The sequence below is a fragment of the Euryhalocaulis caribicus genome (genome assembly GCF_000412185.1).
GTDB classification, from domain to species: Bacteria; Pseudomonadota; Alphaproteobacteria; order Caulobacterales; family Maricaulaceae; genus Euryhalocaulis; species Euryhalocaulis caribicus.
Window position 1 is genome coordinate 79,597 of record NZ_ASJA01000011.1, and the last position, 19,502, is coordinate 99,098.

Consider the following 19,502-nt stretch of genomic DNA (forward strand, 5'->3'; position numbering starts at 1 on the left):
TTTACGAGGGGAAACCAGTGAAGCGCTTCAACGGATCGAAACAGAACAGGGCGACAAGCAAGCAGACCCTCAACGCGCTCTATGAGCGTGCTCTCCCAGCCAAGCGCACCGGTCCGCTCTATGGCGCGTTTCCCTATCCGACAAAAATCTCCCCGGAAGCCATCGCTCTATATATAGCGTCCCATACGAAGCCGGGCGACACCGTGTTCGACGGGTTCGCTGGGAGTGGCACAACCGGGCTTGCCGCGCTGCTTTGCGAGAACCCGTCCGATGATCTGCGCGCCGAGGCGGACAGGCTCGGGCTGCAAGTTGAGTGGGGCGCACGGAACGCCGTGCTCTACGAACTCGGGGCGTTGGGTTCTTTTGTAGGGAAGACGCTGACCAGCCCGCCCGACCCCAAATCGTTTCGAAAGGCCGCAAGCAAGATCTTGAGCCGGGCCGAGAAGGACACCGGCTGGATGTATGGAGCCATCGACCCTGATGGCAACAGAGGCGCGATCCGTCATGCGGTCTGGAGCGACCTGCTGCGGTGTCCGGCTTGCCGCCGGAAGGTCACTTTGTGGGATGCGTGCGTTTCGCTCCAACCCGCCAGCATCGACTCGGCGTTCCATTGCCCGCGCTGCAGTCACGAAGCGAGCTTCGACGAAATTGAGCGACTTACCGAAACCGTGGCAGACGATGTGACGGGGGATAAGACCGAACGTCGGGCGCGGGAGATCGCACGCATTTATGGCGTCACAGGCAAAACGCGGTGGTCGCGTTCACCCAGCAAAGCAGACATGGCATTGCTTGAGCGCATCGCGGATGAGCCCATTCCGGAATCCGTGCCGAACGTACTCATCCCTTGGGGCGATCTTTACCGGCGCGGCTACCATCAGGGTATTACCCACCTGCATCACTTCTATACCCGCCGGAACTTGATCGTGTTTGCCCGGCTCTGGGAATTGACCGGAGACTATGAAGGCCGATTGCGCGACGCTCTGCGATTTTGGCTTCTGAGCTACAATGCAGCGCATGCGACCGTCATGACGCGTGTTGTCGCGAAGTCGGGGCAGAAAGACCTTGTGGTTACGAGCGCGCAGCCGGGCGTTCTCTATATCAGCGGTCTGCCGGTCGAGAAGAATCTGTTCGCCGGACTGCAACGCAAGCTCAAAACAATTGCGGAAGCGTTTTCGGTCATCCACGGGCGCGCTGGTAAGGTTGAGGTCTGTCAGGCGTCGAGCTGTGCTGTCGACCTATCCGACGGCAGTATCGACTACGTCTTCACCGACCCCCCGTTCGGCGGCAATATTCCCTATGCGGAAATCAGCTTCATCAATGAAGCTTGGCTGGGAGATTACACCGACCGGGCGGACGAGATCATAGTAAGCAATAGCCAGAAGAAGAACCTTTCGGAATATCAGGACCTTTTGACCACTGCTCTTTCGGAAGTGCGGCGTATTTTGAAACCGCACGGGCAGGCCACACTTGTGTTCCACTCCGCATCGGCAGAGGTCTGGAACGCCTTGCAGACCGCCTATACCGGCGCGGGATTGAACGTGGAATGCGCAGGCGTTCTCGACAAAACGCAGGGCAGCTTCAAGCAGGTCACGACATCGGGCGCAGTGAGAGGTGATCCCGTGCTGCTGCTGGGGAAAGATCCTGCGACCGAAGAGACGACGCCCGAATGTGTCTGGACAATTGCCGCGCAGCTCAGCGATGCCGCCCTCACACTTGATCCGTCAGAGCAGACTCCGCAAAGGCTCTATTCACGGCTCGTCAGTTACTTCCTGACGAACCACCAGAAGGTGCCGCTTGACGCCGATGACTTCTATCGGTGGCACGATACGCACCATATGGCAAAGGCAGCCCACTGTGCGGGAGTATGATGCGAACATAGCCATCAGAAGCGAGGCACGCGCTTTCGAAGAGGCGTTGCCGGCCTCGCAACGAAAGGAGCTTGGCCAGTTTTTTACCGGAATGCCGCTCGGTCGGGCTCTTGCTGCGCTCGCTGTTGACGCCGGAACGCAGTGCATTCTCGATCCGATGGCCGGAAGCGGCGACCTTCTCGATGCCGCAAGTGAGACGGCTTCCACACGCGGAACGCGGTTGCTTCGTGTCGATGCCATCGAGGTAGATGAGACCACTGCGGCAATGTGCGAGTCGAGGCTACGGCGTGTGACTATTGGGGGCGATCTTGTCCCCCGCATCATCTGCGGTGATGCCTTCCAGCCGGCGACGCATGAGACACTATCGGGCTCCGGCTACGACCTGGTGATCACCAATCCGCCCTATGTGCGCTATCAATCCCTCAACGGCCGTGGATCAAAGATCAGGTCCGGGCTGTCCGACATTGTAGAACAGCGCCTGTCCGGCGTCGCACAGGAAATTTGGAGGTCGCTGACAGACGGCTATTCGGGACTTGCCGATCTATCAGTGCCGGCCTGGCTGCTAAGCGCGCTGCTCGTCAGGCCCGAAGGCCGTCTCGCGCTCGTTGTGCCAGCGACGTGGCGTTCCCGCGCCTATGCGGATGTAATCCGTTACCTACTGCTGCGCTGTTTTCGGCTGGAACTAGTCATTGAGGATACGCAGCCGGGCTGGTTTTCCGATGCGCTCGTCCGCACCCATCTCATTGTGGCGCGGCGCCTGCCGGACGCGGAAATGGCCGAACCGCTGAACGTACGCCGGAACTGGCCCGAAGCCCTCTGGGTACAGGTTGCCCCCGAGGCTGCCTGCACGGAATCGCTTGTGGGGGCTGCGTTTTCCGGCAGGCAGCCGGAAGACGCTTTCGCAGCTTGGTGCCGCAATTCCGTACGGCCGGAGGTTCTCGGAATTCGTGACCGCACATTCTCTCTTGAAGAGGAATGGGTGGCACTGCGGGGGCAGGCCGACGCGCGTCCCTGGGTGAAATCATTGGAGCCGGCAGGGGCCAATGGATCTGCTGCCGTGGAATCCGATTCAAGCACGGCGTCCGTGCCCGAAGCGCTGCGCGACCTCTTGCCACGATCATTTGACGGGTGCGCGCTGCGCCCGCTCAGCTCGGCCGGTATTCACGCTGGTCAGGGACTGCGAACGGGCTGCAACCGGTTTTTCTATGTCAAGCTGATCGGCGACGAGAATGATGCCGTGATGCGCGTTCAGACCGACCCGGTATTTGGTAGTGGGCGTGTCGTGCCGGTTCCGGAAAGCGCGCTCATCCCGGTCCTACACCGTCAGGCCGATCTTGAAGCATGGCGAAATGGCATACTTCCCGCCACCCGTGTCCTCGATCTTCGCCGCGCTGTCCTCCCGGAAGATATGGACCAGGTGTATGAAGCCGCAGCGTATCAACTCCTGCACTCTGACGAGTTGCCGGCGGTCATGCCTGACGAACTGGCCGCCCATGTCCGTGCAGCGGGCGAAACTCGGATCGGAAGCGGTGAAAATGCCAAGCCCATCCCGGAGATGTCAGCTGTTAGGACGAATGCGCGTGCTGGCCGCAAGAGCGCGTTGCCGCGATACTGGTACATGCTCCCTGACTTTATGCCGCGCCATCTGCCACAGGCATTTGTGCCTCGGATCATTCATGGCGTGCCTCAGGTTTACGCCAATGCGAGCCCGGCCATACTTATTGATGCAAACTTTTCGACGTTCTGGACCGAAGACCGTGGCTGGACGGTGGCCGGCCTGACTGCATTACTGAATAGCGCGTGGTGCCGCGCCGTGATGGAAGCAACGGGCACGCAGCTTGGCGGCGGTGCTCTCAAACTTGAGGCTGTCCACCTTCGTACGATGGCGGTGCCGCAGCTCGACCGAGAGGCAATCGCCAGTCTGAATGACGCCGGCATTGGTGGTCAGGATCCAAGACTCTGCGACCGGATCGTTTTGCAGGCGATATTGGGAAACCAGGCCTCCGATAGCGATGTCGACGCCTTCGCAGAACGCCTCAACGAACGCCGCGCTGCATTGGGCGCAGGGCGCCAGCGAGGTGCTGCATGAGTTCCGATCTGGGTCAGGCCCGTGAGGCAATTGTACGCTGTCGCGGCTTGCGGCAGAAGGCGGTAGTGGAAGCCGTCTTGCGCGGTGAGTTCCAGTCCCGGCTGCGCCGCATTTTTCCGGACTCTGACGATGAAGGCTGGATCAATCACTATGGCGAAGGCGCCGAAGCCCATACCAAGGTCGGCACCAAGACGGGCAAGGCTGCGGACCGTTTCATAGACAATCTTATTGGATCGACAACGATCGAATATGAAGCAGATCTGCGCAACAAAGCGAAGCGCGATGAAGGCTTCAATCAAGTCAAGGAACATGCCGCCGGGCTCATTCGCGCCGGAGCGAAAGACTCGCAAGTCCGCGGCATCCTCTCCGATACCGTCGAGTGGTATGCCTACGATGTTGCGCTGCGTGCCGGTGTCGATCCGGCCAGTTGCACCATTGACGACATCCATCTCACCGAAGTTGAGAATTTCACCGAGACAAGCGATGACGAACAGGCTGCTGAGCGCCTGACACTTTTCCTCCGCCGTCATCTGGCGCGCGAGCAATCGCGCCCGCTGATCGCGGAAAATCTCTCTTTCGATCTCGGCCTGGAAAGCCCGGCCTACCGGCGCAACGTCAAAGTCTTGACAGAGCTGGTCGATGCTGGCCGCAAGAGCGATCCGTCGATCTCTCTGGCTACCGATCTGTGGTCGCACTTCGTCGATCATCTCGAAGGTGCCGGCGGCGGATTCCGGACCGAACCTTATGTCGACGAGATTTATCTCAACATCCTCGCTCGGCTGCTGAGCGCCAACGCGCTCGCTAGTTCTGCAATCGTTAGCGCCGATGATGAGCTTCAGGCGATATTGAACGGTGCCTATTTTCGCGACCGCTATCAGCTCGGCAACCTCGTCGAGCAGGACTATTTCGGGTGGATCGCGAGAACCGCGCATATCGGCGGCTTTCTCTCCGTCGCCCGAGAAATCCAGCGCGACCTCTACGCCTACGATTTCTCGCGGCGCGCTGAAGAGGATTTGTTCGGCCGCCTGATGGCCCAGCTTGCCCGCCGGAGCCAGCGCAAACTACTGGGCCAGGAATGGACGCCGGGCTGGCTCTCCCGCCATCTTGCCGAGCGTTGCCTCGATCTTTTGCCCGAGGGCGAAGCGCCCGCGATCGTCGATATGTGCTGCGGTTCGGGCGCGATCTTGGCCGAAGTTATCAAGGCCGCGCGTGATCGCTACGGCTATGCCGAGATCACCGCGTTGCATGAAGTCGTCACCGGTTTCGACATCGATCCGCTCGCGGTTGCGCTATCGAAGACGACCTGGGTGATTACCCTCGCGGCAGAAATCAATGCCGCTGCCGCGCCGGTCACGATCCCCGTCTATCACGCCGACTCTCTATTTGCGGTGACGCCGGTCTCGGCATCGATCCCAATGCTCGGGGAGGGTGATGTGATCGACATCACGCTCGACGGCGAGACGATCGCATTGCCCGCCGGTCTCGTTCACCCGGACTATCGCGAGCTTTTCGACCGGATCATCGATTGGGCTTATGATGAAGCGCGCGATAAAGGTGCCCCTGCGCTCACCGAAGATGATGCCGCCGCGACACTCGACACGGCGGTAGCGGCGAGCGTCGTCAGTCTGCCAGCGGAGCTCCGGCAGGCGGCGATCACCGCTGTGCTCGCGCTCGCAAACCGCATGAAGGAGCTTGCTGCTGCCGGACGCAACGGTATCTGGGCCTTCATTCTGCGCAACACTTACCGGCCCGGTCTGCTTGCAGGGCAGTTCAACGGGCTCGTCAGTAATCCACCCTGGCTGGCGATGAGCGCGCTCGCCGACAATCCCTACCGCGAGGTGCTCTCGCGACGCGCAGCGCTCTACGGCGTCAAACCCGCAGGGCAATCCTTCCTGCATCTTGAGCTTGGCACGACGCATCTGCTGCATGCGGTCGATCGCTATCTGGCGCCGGGGGCAGCGGTTGCCTGTCTCGTTCCCGGCACGATTTTCAACGGCACCCACCATGAGCGGTTCCGGCAGCGCGCCTATCTGACCAGCCCGCGCCCGGTTCCTCTTTGTGTTTCCGAAGTCTGGCAGGTTGCGCCTGGCACCTTCAAATATCCCGGTGCCGCGCTGATCGGGCATAAGGAATCGGATCCCGGTGCTGCCGACACGGCGCCGCAGCGTGGCTTTGTAGCCAGGCAGGATGGGCCGGAAGCGGCCGATTTCTCGATCCGCAGGATCGGTACGACGCGCACGGCGTGGGCGCTGGAAAAAGGCGGAATGCCCGCCGCACCGGCCGGCAGCGAGGAAGTCTCGCAACAGGGCGCGGACATCATGCCGCGCGGTGCCGTGTGTGTAGAAATCCTGAATAACTCTGGCAACGAGTTTCGCGTTGATACCCCGACGCGCGATACGACATGGGGCTTCACCGTCAAGCAGGTGAAGGAGCTCGCAGGCGAGCGCTTCCCTGGCCATGTCGCGCCGCGCTTCATCCACCTGATGGCGCAGTCGGAAAATCTGTTGCCGTTCGTGCTCGGTGACGACCGCGCCCCGGTTGCTATCCCGGCAAGCCGTGACGCTGCCGGTGCGTGGCAGATTTACGAGCCTGCTGAAATCCGCCGCATGGGTTTCACTAATACCGCGCGGCGCTTCACCGCGATAAATGCGCGACTGGCAAGTGTCGGTGCCGGCAACACGCTCGAATACAGGATCAATGTCCGCAACAAGCTGACCAACCAGCAATTCGGCGATGCCGGCTGTCTTGTTCTCTCAGGCGCGGGCGGTAAGCATATCTGCGCTGCGTGCCTGCCGCTGACCGAAGCCAACGCGCTGGTGATCGACCAGACATTGTACTGGCAGGTTGTGCCGGATGAGCACGAAGCGTGGTTCAGAACCGGCGTGCTCAACAGCAGCGCGCTGACCGATGCGATCCTGCCGTTCAATCCCGAAGGCGACTTTGGTCCGCGCCATATCCACACGCTTCCCTACAGGCTAATGCCGGCTTTCGATCCATTCAATGAGGATCACCAGCGCATTGCAGAGCTTGCGCGACAGCTCGCGGCCATTGCCGCGGCGGCAGTGGCAGGCGATGCGTATCTCGGCGATCCGAACCGGTCATTGCCGGTACGGCGCCGAAAAATGCGCGAAGCGCTGGCAGCAACGGACGAGAAGAAAAAACTCGAAAAGCTTTGTGCCGCGTTGCTCGGCACGAGCGCGCCTCAAGACGAGCCGGAGGCGGCCGGAGCGGATGGCGCATGACAGAAACCCCAACAATCCTCAAACTGAAGATCGACCGGTTTCGCGGTCTTCAAGCGCTCGACTGGAATCCGACCTCCGGGATGAACATCGTGCTTGGCGGCGGCGACGCCGGAAAGACCACCATCCTCGATGCGATTGCGCTTTTGCTCAGCCCCTCCAATAGCATCGTGCTCTCGGAGGCAGACTACTGGCAGCGCAAGGTGGAAGACGAGTTCGTTATTCAGGCGGTCTTGGCCCTGCCCGCATCTTCGGAAATCGGACAGCAGCAGAAATTTGTCTGGCCGTGGGAATGGAACGGCAGCAATGCCGTACCGCCGGTCGGCGATGAAGATGAAGAGCAGGGGGCGCCTGCTTCCGCTCGGCCCGTTTACCGGCTGCAGGTGCGCGGTACTGCCGAGCTGGAAATTTACTGGGAAATTGTCCAGCCCAACGATGAAACCGATCTTCTCTCGGCTGCTGTACGCCGGGATATCGGCGTCGTTCGCCTTGGCGGTGACGACCGTAACGACCGCGATCTCCGGCTGGTTTACGGCTCGGCCCTTGATCGTCTGCTGGCCGACAAGGGCTTGCGTGCCCGGATAGGGCAGCGCGTGTCTGAAATCGATCTCGCTGCTCATCTTGGCGATGAGGCCAAGAAGGCGCTCGAAGAGCTTGATAGGACTCTCAAGACCGAAGCCTTGCCGAGTGGCCTCGATCTCGCGCTAACCAGCAGTCAGGGCCTGTCCATCGGCGCATTGATCGGTCTGATGGCGGATCGTGCTCCCGGCGTCTCGCTTCCCCTTGCGAGCTGGGGCGCCGGGACGCGGCGCATGACGGCGCTGCAAATCGCCGCCGCCAGCGAAGCGGAGAGCAGCATCACGGTGATCGATGAGATCGAACGCGGCCTCGAACCCTACCGCCAGCGCAAGCTGGTCAAGAGCTTGCAGGCCCAGGCCGCGCAAAGCTTTGTCACCACGCACAGTGCTGCGGCGATCAATGCGGCTGACAAGGCAAGCCTGTGGTATCTCGACGGTGCCGGCCATATCGGCGCGTTGCCGCATGCAAAGATCGCAAGGCAGCAGGAGCGCGATCCCGAAACCTTCCTGTCGCGCTTCGCCGTCATCGCCGAAGGCCCGACCGAGGTGGGCTTTCTTTCTTACATGCTGGAACGCGCGATCGACGGCAGTTTTGCCGACCACGGCGTGCGCGTTTGCGACGGACAGGGCAATCCCGCGACACTGGATCTTCTCGAAGCGCTCGCGGGCGGCGGTCTAGCGTTCGGCGGTTTCGCCGATGACGAAGGGCAAGCATCCGGCCGTTGGACCGCGCTCAAAACGAAGATGGGCGATCGCCTGTTCCAGTGGCAAGGAGGCTGTACCGAAGAGGCCATCATAAAGCTGGTGCCGGAGGACCGGCTTGCAGAGCTGATCGGTCATGACGATGCGGGCGTTGCCGCCGAGCGGCGTGTTACCCTCGCGACGCGCCTCAGCATTGAGGACAAGAGCCTGGAGGCCATCCTCGCGGCAACCGATGATTTTCGGCCGCTGCTGATCGCGGCCGCAACCGGCAGCAAGGACGGCGCGCCCGATGATGAGGCCACGAAAATGTGGAGCCGGCACGGGCGGCGGTGGTTCAAATCGGCCCCGGGCGGCCGCGAACTCGCCGCCAAGATGTTTGCCCTTAGTATCTGGCCGGCGCTCAAACCTGATCTGTTGCCATTCTTCAATGCGATCCGTGCCGCCCTTGGGCAAGCTACGATCGCCGATATTGCCCATGACGGATGAGGATGTCGCAGCCCTTCTTAATTCAAACGCGCCTTTGGTCGTGGTGGAGGCGCCGGCCGGATGCGGCAAGACCTATCAGGGTGCCCATTATGCGCTGCGGGCTGCCTCGGCGCTTTCGACCGGGTGCGTCCTGATTCTCACCCACACGCACGCGGCATGTGCCGCGTTCGCGCAGGCGACAAGGACCGCCCACCGTAAAGTCGAAATCAGAACGCTCGATTCCTTGATCGTCCAGATTGCCAGCGCCTACCACAAATCGCTCGATCTTCCCCCCGATCCGGCCGCCTGGGCGCGGCGGGAGGGCGGGGATGCCTATGCCACTCTAGCCGCGCGCGCCGGGAAGCTGATTACGCGTAGGCCGTTCGTTGCCGCTGCGCTGGCCGCGCGGTTCCCGATCGTCATTGCCGATGAGCACCAGGACGCCAGCGCCGACCAGCATGGCGTTCTCATGGCCTTGCGCGAAGCCGGTGCGAAGCTCCGCGTTTTTGGCGATCCGATGCAGGGCATCTACGCGAAGACCAAGGCGGCGGTTGAGCAGGCGCAGGCGCGGTGGGAGGAAACCAAGGCGGCGGGCGCCTATGCCGAGCTTGAGACGCCGCACCGGTGGGACGACGGCACGCCCGCACTCGGCAACTGGATATTGCAGAGCCGCGACGCCTTGAAAGAAGGCCGCCCCATCGACTTGACCGGCGCGCTCCCGCTAGGCCTCACGGTTCTTTATGCGGACAATAGTGCCGCCGGGCGCGGCTACCGGCTGAGCGATGCCGAACGCGCGCCGTTAAACGGTATCACTCGCCCCGGCAGCGAGATTCTGATCCTGACGTCGCAAAACGACATGACCGAAGCGCTAGCCGCATTCTGGAACCGGTCAATTCCGATATGGGAGGGTCATACGAGACCAGCCCTCGACCGGCTTATCAGCGCGAATGAAGCCGCCGCCGGCGACCCGGTCGCGGTCGCGCGCGCCTTCGTGGGTTTTATGGGAAGCGTGGCCACCGGATTCAGTCCGTCGAGCCACGGCAACCGCTTTGTTCAGGAAGTGAGCCAAGGCTGCACGGGCGCGGCGCGCGGCAAGTTTATCCATGTCCAGCAGCTTGCCCGCCTGATCCTCGATGAGCCCAACCATGTCGGCGTTGCCAAGTGCCTAACTGCTCTGTCCGGGTTCCGCCGAGACCGTGTTTCCGGGTTCGAGGCGATCAATATCGACTATCGCAGCGAATACCGCGATGCGATTCGTTTGGGCGAATTTGCCGATCCGCATGACGGCCTTGCCGAACTCGGAAGGAGGCGATCCTTTGCTCATCCGGTGCCGCCTGCGCGCGCTATCAGCACCATTCACAAGGCCAAGGGGCTGCAATGCGATAATGCGCTCATACTGCCCTGCGACCGTCGTTTTTCTTCCACGCTATACTCGAGATGCAGGCTTTATGTCGCGATCAGCCGTGCCAAGCGTTCGCTCACGCTTGTTCTTTCGAGAAGTGATCCCTGTCCGCTTTTCAAGGTCTGACTTGCTCATCGTGGCATCGTTGATGCCCGGCGCGCATCGTTCGCGACGATTACGGGAGAAATCCTGCAAGGCGGTCACTATTGCGCCCCACACGAAATACCAGTCCTGCGCGCCTTGATGCTTCGACATAGGCGCGGGCTGAATCCGAATCCCAGGGATAGACGCGCAATTCAAATCTGTTCCGGGCAACGCGCCGGAACAAAATCAGAGAGTTTTCATAGGCAAATCCGCCCATTGCAGCGGAGGGCAGATTGATCCGCTCCATGCGGTTGTCGCCGTGCCAGGTGACCGGTCGATTGCGCCACTCCATGCGGCCCGAGAAAAGTTCCGGCTCCGCAATATGCTCGACCCTGTCGTAGTCGTAGCCTTCGTATGTCGCGCCGAAGAAGCGGTGGCTCCCGCGCGGCATTTCAAGCTGGGTTCGGGCGCCGCCCTGCATACCACGGGATTGAATCCACATCTGTGTGAATGCCTGCGGATCGACATCCGCATCGGCAAACGGCGTGTACCTGCCTTGCGGACCAATTGCAGGTGCGGGCACAGGCTCCAATTCTTCTATGGCCCGCTCGCGCGGCATGCGCCGCCGAAGCTCACGGTACCGCGCAAGAATTTCGCCGGTGAGCGGGACCGCGCCGTGTGTAACCGTATCCCACGCTATGTTCATCTCTGCAGCGCGATCGTGTGCTGACTCCGCCCAAGCCGCCTCGCTGTTAATCGTCAGACCACGGTTTGTCAGATTGGCGGACCCGACAAGGCTGCCGATCGCCCCTTCGGGTCTGTCGAATACATATAGCTTCGGGTGGAATGCTACCTGCGGCACCAGGTTGCCGTGGTCGAGCAGGGCAGCGCCAGCGACAAAGACTCTCGTTCCCGGCACGTCGCCCCAAAAAGCGAGGGCGTCGGGGTCGGTAATCCCAAAATCCAGCGACGTCACGATCGTCTTTTCTATCCGGTCGAGGTTTCCGCCGTCCGCCGATCGCCGGATGCCATCCAGCAGAATCTCGCTACCGGACACGGACATGTAAGCACTACAGACCCGGACCGCTTCAAGCCCTTCCCTCATCAAATCGAACAGCGCGTTCTGGATTGCGCCCGGCTGTAGTTGATTCTGAATGATCAGCATCCATCCTTCCCCTTTTTGAGCCGCACCGTACTCACGGCCAAGGCAGGCTCTGATCTACCCTCGGACTTTGTCTTGCGTTTTCAAAGAGGTTTCTCAGCTTCAGGGGGATTCTGATTTCGGCCGACTAGGCGGCGCATTGATTGGGCAAGTTATGTAACGGAGACGGATCCTCGACGGCAGTTCGAAGGAACTGGTCAAGCGCAGCGCGTCTTGATCTCCGATCCAAAGCGTGAACCGTTTTCTGAAACTCGGAGCCATCAAGAAGCGCTTCGATGTACCCAGAAATTGTGTCGGCCGCCATAATGAGTGCTGTGTCGAGCGAGTGGATGTACTTACTCGTGACTGTTCCCTTGGAGTGGCCGACCAATGCCGCGATCGTCACCTCCGTGAAGCCGAGATCATTCGCGACGCTGGCAAAGCTGTGCCGGAGAATGTGCGGTGTTATCCCGGCCAGCGGTGAGCCATCGAAAATCTGCTTCCAATGATTGGGGAAGCTGCCGAAGGCCTCGCCTCCGCGAGTTCCTGGATAGACGTAAGGGGAGAGCACGTCCTTCCGACGTTGATCGAGGTAATCCACAACCGGAAGGCCGATGGCACGAGTGGATGCGCCTTCCTTGGAATCAGTGAGCCGCAGACAGCTTCCGTCAGTGTCCACCTCGGCCCACAGCAACCCAATGATTTCGCTTCGCCTGCAGCCCGTGAGGGCCAGCAGGCGAATGATTTCGACGGTTATGCTGTACTTGTCGTTCATTTGGGCTTCGCGGAGCATCTCTCCCAGCGTGCGGTATTCGTTTTCAGTAAGACGACGGTCGCGCACTTTGTCTTTCGGCTTGCGCACCCCGTGGGCCACATTGTGCTCTATGATCCCGGCGTTGATTGCATAGGTCAGGATAGCACCGAGCAGCGATATCGCCTTGGCCGCAGTGCCAGTGCCGCCCCGCAAGATCGACTTGCCGCGTAGCTTCTTGCTCTTCCGAACTGCGCGGGTTTTTCCTGCGATAATGTCATTCATCGCCTTCGTCACATCGGCTCGGGTCAAATCCTGGACACGCCGCTTCCCCAACAGAGGGATGATGTGCCCGTTGATGCGGCCGATGTCGGTCCCGATCGTTGACGCCTTCTTGGGCTGACCGCTCTTTCCAAGCACCAGGCCCGCATTCATGTCCTCCACGTATCGCTCGCACAGTTCTTTGACGGTGATCGCATTTCGGTTGATCTGCTTCTCTTCGGCAGGGTTTTCGCCCTGCGCGACCTTGCCGAGTTGTATCCGCGCCTCCCGGCGCGCTGTTTCCGGCGTCCATATGCCATGTAGCCCGATCGTGTAGCGTCGTGACCGACCGGCCGCGCGATACTGGATGACGTAGCTGCGCTTCCCTGATGCGAACACGCGCAGTCCAAACCCAGGTAACTCATCATCCCAAATGACGTAGTCCTTGGCCTTGGTTTTGGCGGCGTCGACCGTGCGCTTCGTGATCCGTGCCATGTCGTTGTCTCCTTTCCGGGCTCGGACTTCGCGTAAGCGTCACGTAAGCACCACGTAAGCACGCGGACGGAAACCAGAGCGTAGGTTAGGATAGAAGCTTGCGGGAGGATGACCTGAAAATGCAATTAAAGTCAGGAGCTTAGCGTGCCACAGCGCATTCTATCGTGTTTTTCGGAAAGACAGACATATTTCCTCCGAAGGCAGAGGTCTCAGGTTCGAATCCTGATAGGCGCGCCATTTTCTCTTTCCCGATCCAGATTTTACGAGGCGGGCGGCGTGTCGGCCAGCTTGTCCGCGACCCGGTCGAGTATGACCGGGGCGTTCAGCAGGGCGAGCAGTTCGGGCTTTGACAGCGCCGCCTCGAAGGCGGGGGGCGTGTTGACGCGGTCGGCGCGGGCGCGGGCGATGGCCAGCGGGATATGGACGTCCGTCTCCAGCAACGGCCAGTGCGCATCGGGCAGGGCGCGGCGGCGTTCGCGCGCGGATCCGTCGGTCAGGAGGGTCTGGAAGGCGGGCGGCGCCAGTTCGTCCAGATTTTCCTGCTCGCGGCGGGAAGCCGCGAAGGCGGGCGGAACGGCGTGTTCCTGCGGCGTCATCAACAGGCCGGCTTTGCGCGTCGCCCGGCCCAGCGCCTCCGACCCGATGAAATAGGAAAGCGGGGCGGCCAGGATCAGTCCGGCGACGGCCGGGGACAGCCAGGCGGCGAAGATGGGCGAGATGGCCAGCGCCAACGCAAACAGGACAATGCCCAGAATCGTCGCCAGCGCATGGCGGCGCAGCACGTCGATGAATGTGTAATTGCCCGCGCCCCGTTTTTGCGGCGACCAGCCGGAGTCCTGCCCGCTGAGGACGGAGATGACCGCCCAGGTCTGTTCCGCCATCAGGATGGGCGCGGCGAGGGCGGAGATCAGCGTCTCGCTGATCACGCCGGCGGCGGAGCGCCCGACGCCGACGCTGTTGCGCCATTTGGCGGATGCGGCGGCGTAGATCATGCCGTAGAGCTTGGGCGCGAACAGGATGCCCATGGTGATGATGAACAGGTTGAGGGCGCGCGCCGGGTCGATGATCGGCCAGCTGGGGAACAGCATCGCGCTTTCGCCGAAATATTTCGGGATCAGGAAACTGTTCTGCAGCGACAGCGCCAGGCCGATCAGGATGAAGAGCAGCCATGCGGGGGAGGAAAGATAGGCCCAGATCCCCATGCCCAGATGCAGGCGATTGGTCCATTTCAGCCCGCGTCCGCGCGCCAGCACCGCCATGTGTTGCAGATTGCCCTGACACCAGCGCCGGTCGCGCGTGATCATGTCGATCATGGTGGGCGGGCCTTCCTCATAGGACCCGTTCAGGTCCGGATCGATGCGCACGCGCCAGCCCGCGCGGCGCAGCAGGGCCGCCTCCACGAAGTCATGGCTGAGGATATTGCCGCCGAACGGGGCGCGGCCCGGCATTTCCGGCAGGCCCGCCGCCTCGGCCAGCGCAAGCGTGCGGATGATGGCGTTATGGCCCCAGAAATTGCCCTCGCTCTGCGCCCACCAGGCGATGCCGCTGCCCAGCATCGGGCCATAGAGGGAGGAGGCGAATTGCTGCGCCCGGCCGAACAGGGTCTCGCCGCCGACCAGCTTGGGCACGGTCTGGATCAGGCCGATATCGGGCGCGGCCTCCATGCGGCGCGCCAGCTTCAGGATCGTGTCCGCCTCCATATAGCTGTCGGCGTCGAACACGATCATATAGTCGTAACGACCGCCCCAGCGGCTGACGAAGTCGTGGATATTGCCGGCCTTGCGCGCGCGATTGATGGTGCGGCGGCGGTAATAGACATTGTCCGCGCCGCGCTCCCGCAGCTTCAGGAACGCCGCTTCCTCTTCCAGCGCGATTTCGGGATCTGTGGTGTCGCTGAGGATGAAACAGTCGAACGCGCCCGGCGCGTCTTTCAACGTCTCCGCGGTCGCGGCGACGGTCGCGAAGACCCGGCGCACCTCCTCGTTATAGATCGGGAAGGCGATGGCCGTGCGGCCCTTGATCGGAGATTCGTCCCGGTCCGCCTTGCGCCCGGCTCTCATGCCGGCCAGCGCGGCGGCGAGGCCGAACGTGGCGCTGGCGAAGGAAAAGGCGATCCAGCAGATATTGACCGCGAACAGCGCCAGCAGGATCCACTCCAGCGTCGTGACGCCCGCCACATCCAGCACCCGGTACATCTCCGCCGTGCCCCAGACGGACGTGGCGACCCCGGCCACGCCCACCGCCGCCTTGCGCCAGCGGCGCGAGGGCACCAGGCCATGCCGCTTGTCCGGCTTTTTCGCGAAGGACTGCGCCGGCATGGAAAGCGGCGCCTCGGGCGGCCGCGGGCTGTCGAGGGTCACCGCGGCGTCCACCGGTAGAGCCAGGTTTCGCTGGCCGGTTGTCCGGCGCGGGTCAGCTGGGCGCGAAGCTCGGCGCTCTGCACGCCTTCGGGCTTGTGCTGGAAGGTCAGGCGCAGGCCGCCGGTTTCGCGGTTGCGGACGATCTGCTTGTTCAGGATTTCGCCGGTGGAGGCGGAAACCTCGGCGGCCATGGCTTCGGGCGCCGGCCAGTCCTGGCTCTGGAAATCGATCACGAACAGGCGGTTTTTCGAGTCCGGGACCATCCCGGCCCGCGTGTCCGAAATTTTCGGGACGGACGGATGCATCGGCGCTTCCAGCCCCCAATACATGCGATAGCCGAAGCGCGCGGCCTTGCCCTTTTCCAGCGGCGTGGAGGGCTGCCAGAAAGCCACGATATTGTCGTTATATTCGTTGCTGGTCGGAATCTCGATCAGGGTCAGGGCGCCGTCGCCCCACTGGCCCTTGGGCGCGACCCAGACGCTGGGCCGGTGATGATAATCGGCCTCAAGGTCCTGATAGGCGGCGAACTGGCGCTGGCGCTGCATCAGGCCGAAGCCAAGCGGGGCCTGGCGCGCAAAGACGGAAACCTGAAGCTCCCGCGGATTGATCAGGGGGCGCCAGACGGATTCGCCGTTATGCAGGCGCACCATCAGCCCGTCGGAATCATGCACTTCCGGCCGGTAATCCTGCCGCCCGTCCGCCGGGTCGTGCGGGGCGAAATCGAACATCGAGGTGATCGGCGCGATGCCGAAATCGGCAATGCCGCGGCGAGGAAACAGCACCATGTCGACATCCACCACCGTCTGGCCGCCCGGCTCCACGGTGAAGCGGTAGGCGCCGGAAAGGCTGGGGCCGTCCAGAAGGGCGTAGATAATAATGGCCGAGGCGCCGGGCTGGGGCTTGAGGATCCAGAATTCGCGGAAGGCCGGGAATTCCTCGCCGCTGGTGGAGGCGGTGGAGACCGCGATGCCGCGCGCCGACGCGCCATAATGGGTGCCCGCCGCCAGCACCCGGAAGAAGCTGGCGCCGCGGAAATTGATCAAATCGTCGAACTTGCCGGCCGCGTTCAGCGGCGTGGTGACGCGAAAGCCCGCAAAGCCCAGGGCCTGACGGTCTTCCTCGGTGATGGGCAGGTCGAAGAAATTGAAATCCTCCGGCCGGAACGGGCGCGGGGCGGCTTCGCCGTTTTCAACCAGATTGATCTTGATCGGGTTCTTGAACAGGAAGCCCTGCGGGTCGTACTGGATCTGGAACTGGCTGGCGCCATTGGCCCAGTCGGCGGCTTCGCGCCGGTATTCGATCCGGCGATAGGCGTCATAGTTCAGCTCCGTCACCGATCCGGGCAGGCTGGATTCCGGGGCTTCATAGGAGGTTTCGGCAAGAATGCGCGCTTTCTCCACCACCACGCTGAACGCCATTTGCGGCTCCGGCGCGGCGGGAACGGGCCGCGCCCAGTTCAGCACCACATCGTCGACAGGCGTATTTTCCGGCGCGGCTGTCTCTTCCTCCGCAGGGACGGGCTGAACGGGGGCGGGTTCCGGCGCGGCCTGTTCCGGCGGCGCCGCGTCCGTGGACGTGTTGCGCTGATGGGTCACCATCACCCCGGCAAGGACAAGGCCGGCGAAGAGAACGGCCAGAACGACCGAATATATAATTTTCTGGTTCATCTATCGGCCTTGCCGAGTCTGCCTGACGCACGCATCAATCGCGGCGTCATGTTGCGCCGCAGCATATATGTGTATGGACGCAAGCTGCGGCAACAACAAGGCGATCTTTCGCGCGCTCGTGTTGATACGCCGGCGGCCCGCCGGAAATATTCGCGCTTGCAGCATGATCTGTCCCTCACGGCCCGCAGCGTGGATCAGGTTTGACGCCCTGACCCTGCCCGGCGCAGATGAATAGACAAATAAGACGAGAGTTTGAACCGCGCGGGGCCGGAAACAGGATCGCCTACGCGCGGCTTTCAGTCGTCGCCCCACATGCGCAGAAGATTGGCCTTGGTCTTGAGCACCTTCAGAAGCGCATCGTTCGCGCCTTCGATATTGCGCAGCTGCTGAACGGTCTGGCTCAGGTCAAACAGCATCTCACGCTGTTCCGCGCTGCGCACCAGGCTGCGCACCCATCCCACCGCCGCCAGCCGCGCGCCGGAGGTTACCTCCGCCACATGATGCAGGCGCTGGGTGGGGTAAAGCACGGCCTGCCCGGCCTGCAGCTTGATATCGGCCTCGCCCTCCGGGCTTTCGATGACCAGCTCGCCGCCCTCATAGTCCTCCGGCGGATTGAGGAAGAGGGTGAAGGAGAGATCGGTGCGCGCGCCGGCCATCATCGCATCGTCGATATGCGTCCCATAGGCCATGCCGGCCTCATAGCGGCTGAACACGGTGCGGACGATCCGCTTGGGCTGGGCGGCGGCCTTGAAGACTTCGTGCTTCATCAGCGCGGCCTCGACGATGCGCTTCAGCCCGTCCGAACGCGCCCCGGCCCTGGTCTGGAGGTTGTTCTTCACCGGTTTGGCGGCCCAGCCGGCGGTCGCCTTGCCGGACTGGAACCCCTCGCGCGTGGAGAGTGTGTCGCGAAGCGTTTTCAGCTCGGCGTCGGAAAGGATGCTGTCGAGTATCAGGATCATGTTGCGAATGATTTGCAGGTGCGCTAGGCCTCGCAGTCTGGCGCCGCGCGGCCCGAATGCAATCATATCGAAGGAAATTTTCTCATGCCCATTCGCAAGAAGACCCGTCTGTGGACCTCCATCGGCGCTGCGGCCCTGCTGGCCGGCGGCGTCAGCGCCTGCGGCGACAGCGGCGAGAACGCCGCCCCCGCCGAACCGGCGGCCACCGAAACCCCGGCCGACGCCGCGCCGGCGCAGGATACCGCGCCCGCCGAAGCCGAGACCTCTTCCGTCGTTGGCGAAGGCGAGGGTGAAGGAGAAGGCGAGGGCGAAGGCGGCTCCGGCGGCGAGTTCGGCATCGACCCGCAGGCCGCGGCCACCGATCCGGTGGTCTTCCTGACCGCCATCGACGTGATGCGCGCCCATTATTACGCCGCCATCGACGCGCTGGAGGCGGGCGACCGCGGCGCGACGGCGGAGCTGCTGGCTCACCCGATTTCCGAAATCTATCTGGATTTCGAGCCGGTGCTGCAGGAAGCGGGCGGCCCGGACATGTACGAGACGCTGAACGGCGCGGCGATGCTGCATTTCGACGGCGCGGAGGACGCGGAAATCCGCACCGCGATCGACGATATCCTGGCTCAGCTCGACGAGGCGGCGGCCGTGGCGCCGGAAGGCGAGGCGACCCAGGCCGCCGTGGAAGGCGAGATCCTTGGCGATCTGATCGAGCGCGCGGCCCTGCAATATCAACTGGCGCTCAACAGCGCCGAAGACAGCCACGCCTATCTGGACGGCTATGGCCTGTTCAAGGCCGCTGAAAAGCGCGGTGAAACCGCCCTGCCCGCCATCGAGAGCGCGGACGCCGAGGCGCTGACCACGTTCGAGAGCGCGCTGTCCCTGCTGGGACAGGCTTACCCGAACGGCCAGCGCCCGGACACGCCGCCGGTTCCGGCGGCGGACGTGATGTCGGCGAGCGAGGCGGCCACGGAGGCGGCGGCCAGCCTGTAAAGGCAAAGCCCGAACGCCAAAGAAAAAGGCCGGAGCGGATCGCCGCTCCGGCCTTTATTCTGTCTGGCGGCTCGCGCGCTCCGGTTCAGGCGCTGGCGTTGGCCGCGACGGTTTCCTCGATCCACTCGCTGATCTTGGATTTGGGCATGGCGCCAACCTTAGTGCCGGCGACCTGGCCGTTCTGGAACAGCATCAGTGTGGGGATGCCGCGCACGCCGTACTTGGTCGGCACGCCCGGATTGTCATCAATGTTCACCTTGGCGACGGTGACCTTGCCATCCATTTCGTTGGCGATGTCCTCAAGGGCCGGGCCGATCTGTTTGCACGGGCCGCACCATTCCGCCCAGAAATCCACCAGCACCGGGCCGGAGGACTCCAGAACGTCGGACTGGAAGGAATCGTCGGTCACATTCTTGGTCGCCATTGCGAACCTCCTTGTTCAAATTCTTTGGCC

12 protein-coding genes and 1 tRNA gene are annotated in these 19,502 nt (G+C 62.5%); 7 read left to right on the forward strand and 6 right to left on the reverse strand.

Annotated elements, in window-relative coordinates; genetic code table 11:
- Positions 1-17: 17 nt before the first annotated feature.
- Genes L338_RS10300 through L338_RS10320 form a run of 5 tightly spaced genes read left to right on the forward strand, consistent with a single transcriptional unit; the run spans position 18 to position 10,469 of the window.
- A complete protein-coding gene (locus L338_RS10300; protein WP_051122761.1) occupies positions 18-1,868 on the forward strand; it encodes a DNA methyltransferase in 1,851 nt (616 codons plus the stop codon).
- Positions 1,804-3,957, forward strand: a complete 2,154-nt coding sequence (locus tag L338_RS10305; RefSeq protein ID WP_081639585.1) for an N-6 DNA methylase — start codon at positions 1,804-1,806, stop codon at positions 3,955-3,957. The genes L338_RS10300 and L338_RS10305 overlap by 65 nt, the downstream gene beginning before the upstream one ends.
- Positions 3,954-7,199, forward strand: coding sequence for an N-6 DNA methylase (locus L338_RS10310; RefSeq protein ID WP_027068450.1), 3,246 nt, complete (start codon positions 3,954-3,956; stop codon positions 7,197-7,199). The genes L338_RS10305 and L338_RS10310 overlap by 4 nt, the downstream gene beginning before the upstream one ends.
- On the forward strand, positions 7,196-8,962 hold the full coding sequence (locus L338_RS10315) for an ATP-dependent nuclease (RefSeq protein WP_022698306.1): 1,767 nt from the start codon (positions 7,196-7,198) through the stop codon (positions 8,960-8,962). The genes L338_RS10310 and L338_RS10315 overlap by 4 nt, the downstream gene beginning before the upstream one ends.
- Positions 8,952-10,469 carry a UvrD-helicase domain-containing protein gene (locus L338_RS10320; protein WP_022698307.1) on the forward strand — a complete coding sequence of 506 codons (1,518 nt, stop codon included), beginning with the start codon at positions 8,952-8,954 and terminating at the stop codon, positions 10,467-10,469. Before L338_RS10315 ends, L338_RS10320 begins: the two co-directional genes overlap by 11 nt.
- A gap of 49 nt (positions 10,470-10,518) precedes the next feature.
- On the opposite strand, the gene L338_RS10325 is transcribed toward L338_RS10320, so the two are convergent.
- Both L338_RS10325 and L338_RS10330 read right to left on the reverse strand, forming a co-directional pair.
- Entirely contained in the window at positions 10,519-11,592 is a 1,074-nt protein-coding gene (locus L338_RS10325; RefSeq protein ID WP_022698308.1) for a restriction endonuclease PLD domain-containing protein, read from the reverse strand.
- 124 nt (positions 11,593-11,716) lie between these two features.
- Positions 11,717-13,075: a tyrosine-type recombinase/integrase gene (locus tag L338_RS10330; RefSeq protein ID WP_022698309.1), complete on the reverse strand. Its 1,359-nt coding sequence runs from the start codon at positions 13,073-13,075 to the stop codon at positions 11,717-11,719.
- Positions 13,076-13,227: 152 nt separating this feature from the next.
- Between L338_RS10330 and L338_RS17395 the strand changes: the two genes are divergently transcribed.
- A tRNA-Arg gene (locus tag L338_RS17395) sits at positions 13,228-13,312 on the forward strand.
- Between the two features lie 23 nt (positions 13,313-13,335).
- On the opposite strand, the gene mdoH is transcribed toward L338_RS17395, so the two are convergent.
- From mdoH to L338_RS10345, 3 genes are all read right to left on the reverse strand, one after another.
- Entirely contained in the window at positions 13,336-15,435 is a 2,100-nt protein-coding gene (gene mdoH / locus L338_RS10335; protein ID WP_152485872.1) for a glucans biosynthesis glucosyltransferase MdoH, read from the reverse strand.
- A complete protein-coding gene (locus tag L338_RS10340) occupies positions 15,432-17,102 on the reverse strand; it encodes an OpgD/OpgG family glucan biosynthesis protein (protein ID WP_022698311.1) in 1,671 nt (556 codons plus the stop codon). Before L338_RS10340 ends, mdoH begins: the two co-directional genes overlap by 4 nt.
- Positions 17,103-17,398: 296 nt before the next feature.
- Positions 17,399-18,061 carry a Fe2+-dependent dioxygenase gene (locus tag L338_RS10345; RefSeq protein WP_022698313.1) on the reverse strand — a complete coding sequence of 221 codons (663 nt, stop codon included), beginning with the start codon at positions 18,059-18,061 and terminating at the stop codon, positions 17,399-17,401.
- An 84-nt stretch (positions 18,062-18,145) separates the two neighbouring features.
- Here L338_RS10345 and L338_RS10350 point away from each other — a divergent pair, with 84 nt between their 5' ends.
- Positions 18,146-19,048 (forward strand): hypothetical protein, encoded by a 903-nt coding sequence (locus L338_RS10350; protein WP_022698314.1) that lies wholly within the window; start codon positions 18,146-18,148, stop codon positions 19,046-19,048.
- Positions 19,049-19,133: 85 nt separating this feature from the next.
- Here the strand turns inward: L338_RS10350 and trxA are convergent, their stop codons facing one another.
- Complete coding sequence (gene trxA, locus L338_RS10355) at positions 19,134-19,472, reverse strand: thioredoxin TrxA (RefSeq protein WP_022698315.1); 339 nt, start codon at positions 19,470-19,472, stop codon at positions 19,134-19,136.
- Between the last annotated feature and the right edge of the window lie 30 nt (positions 19,473-19,502).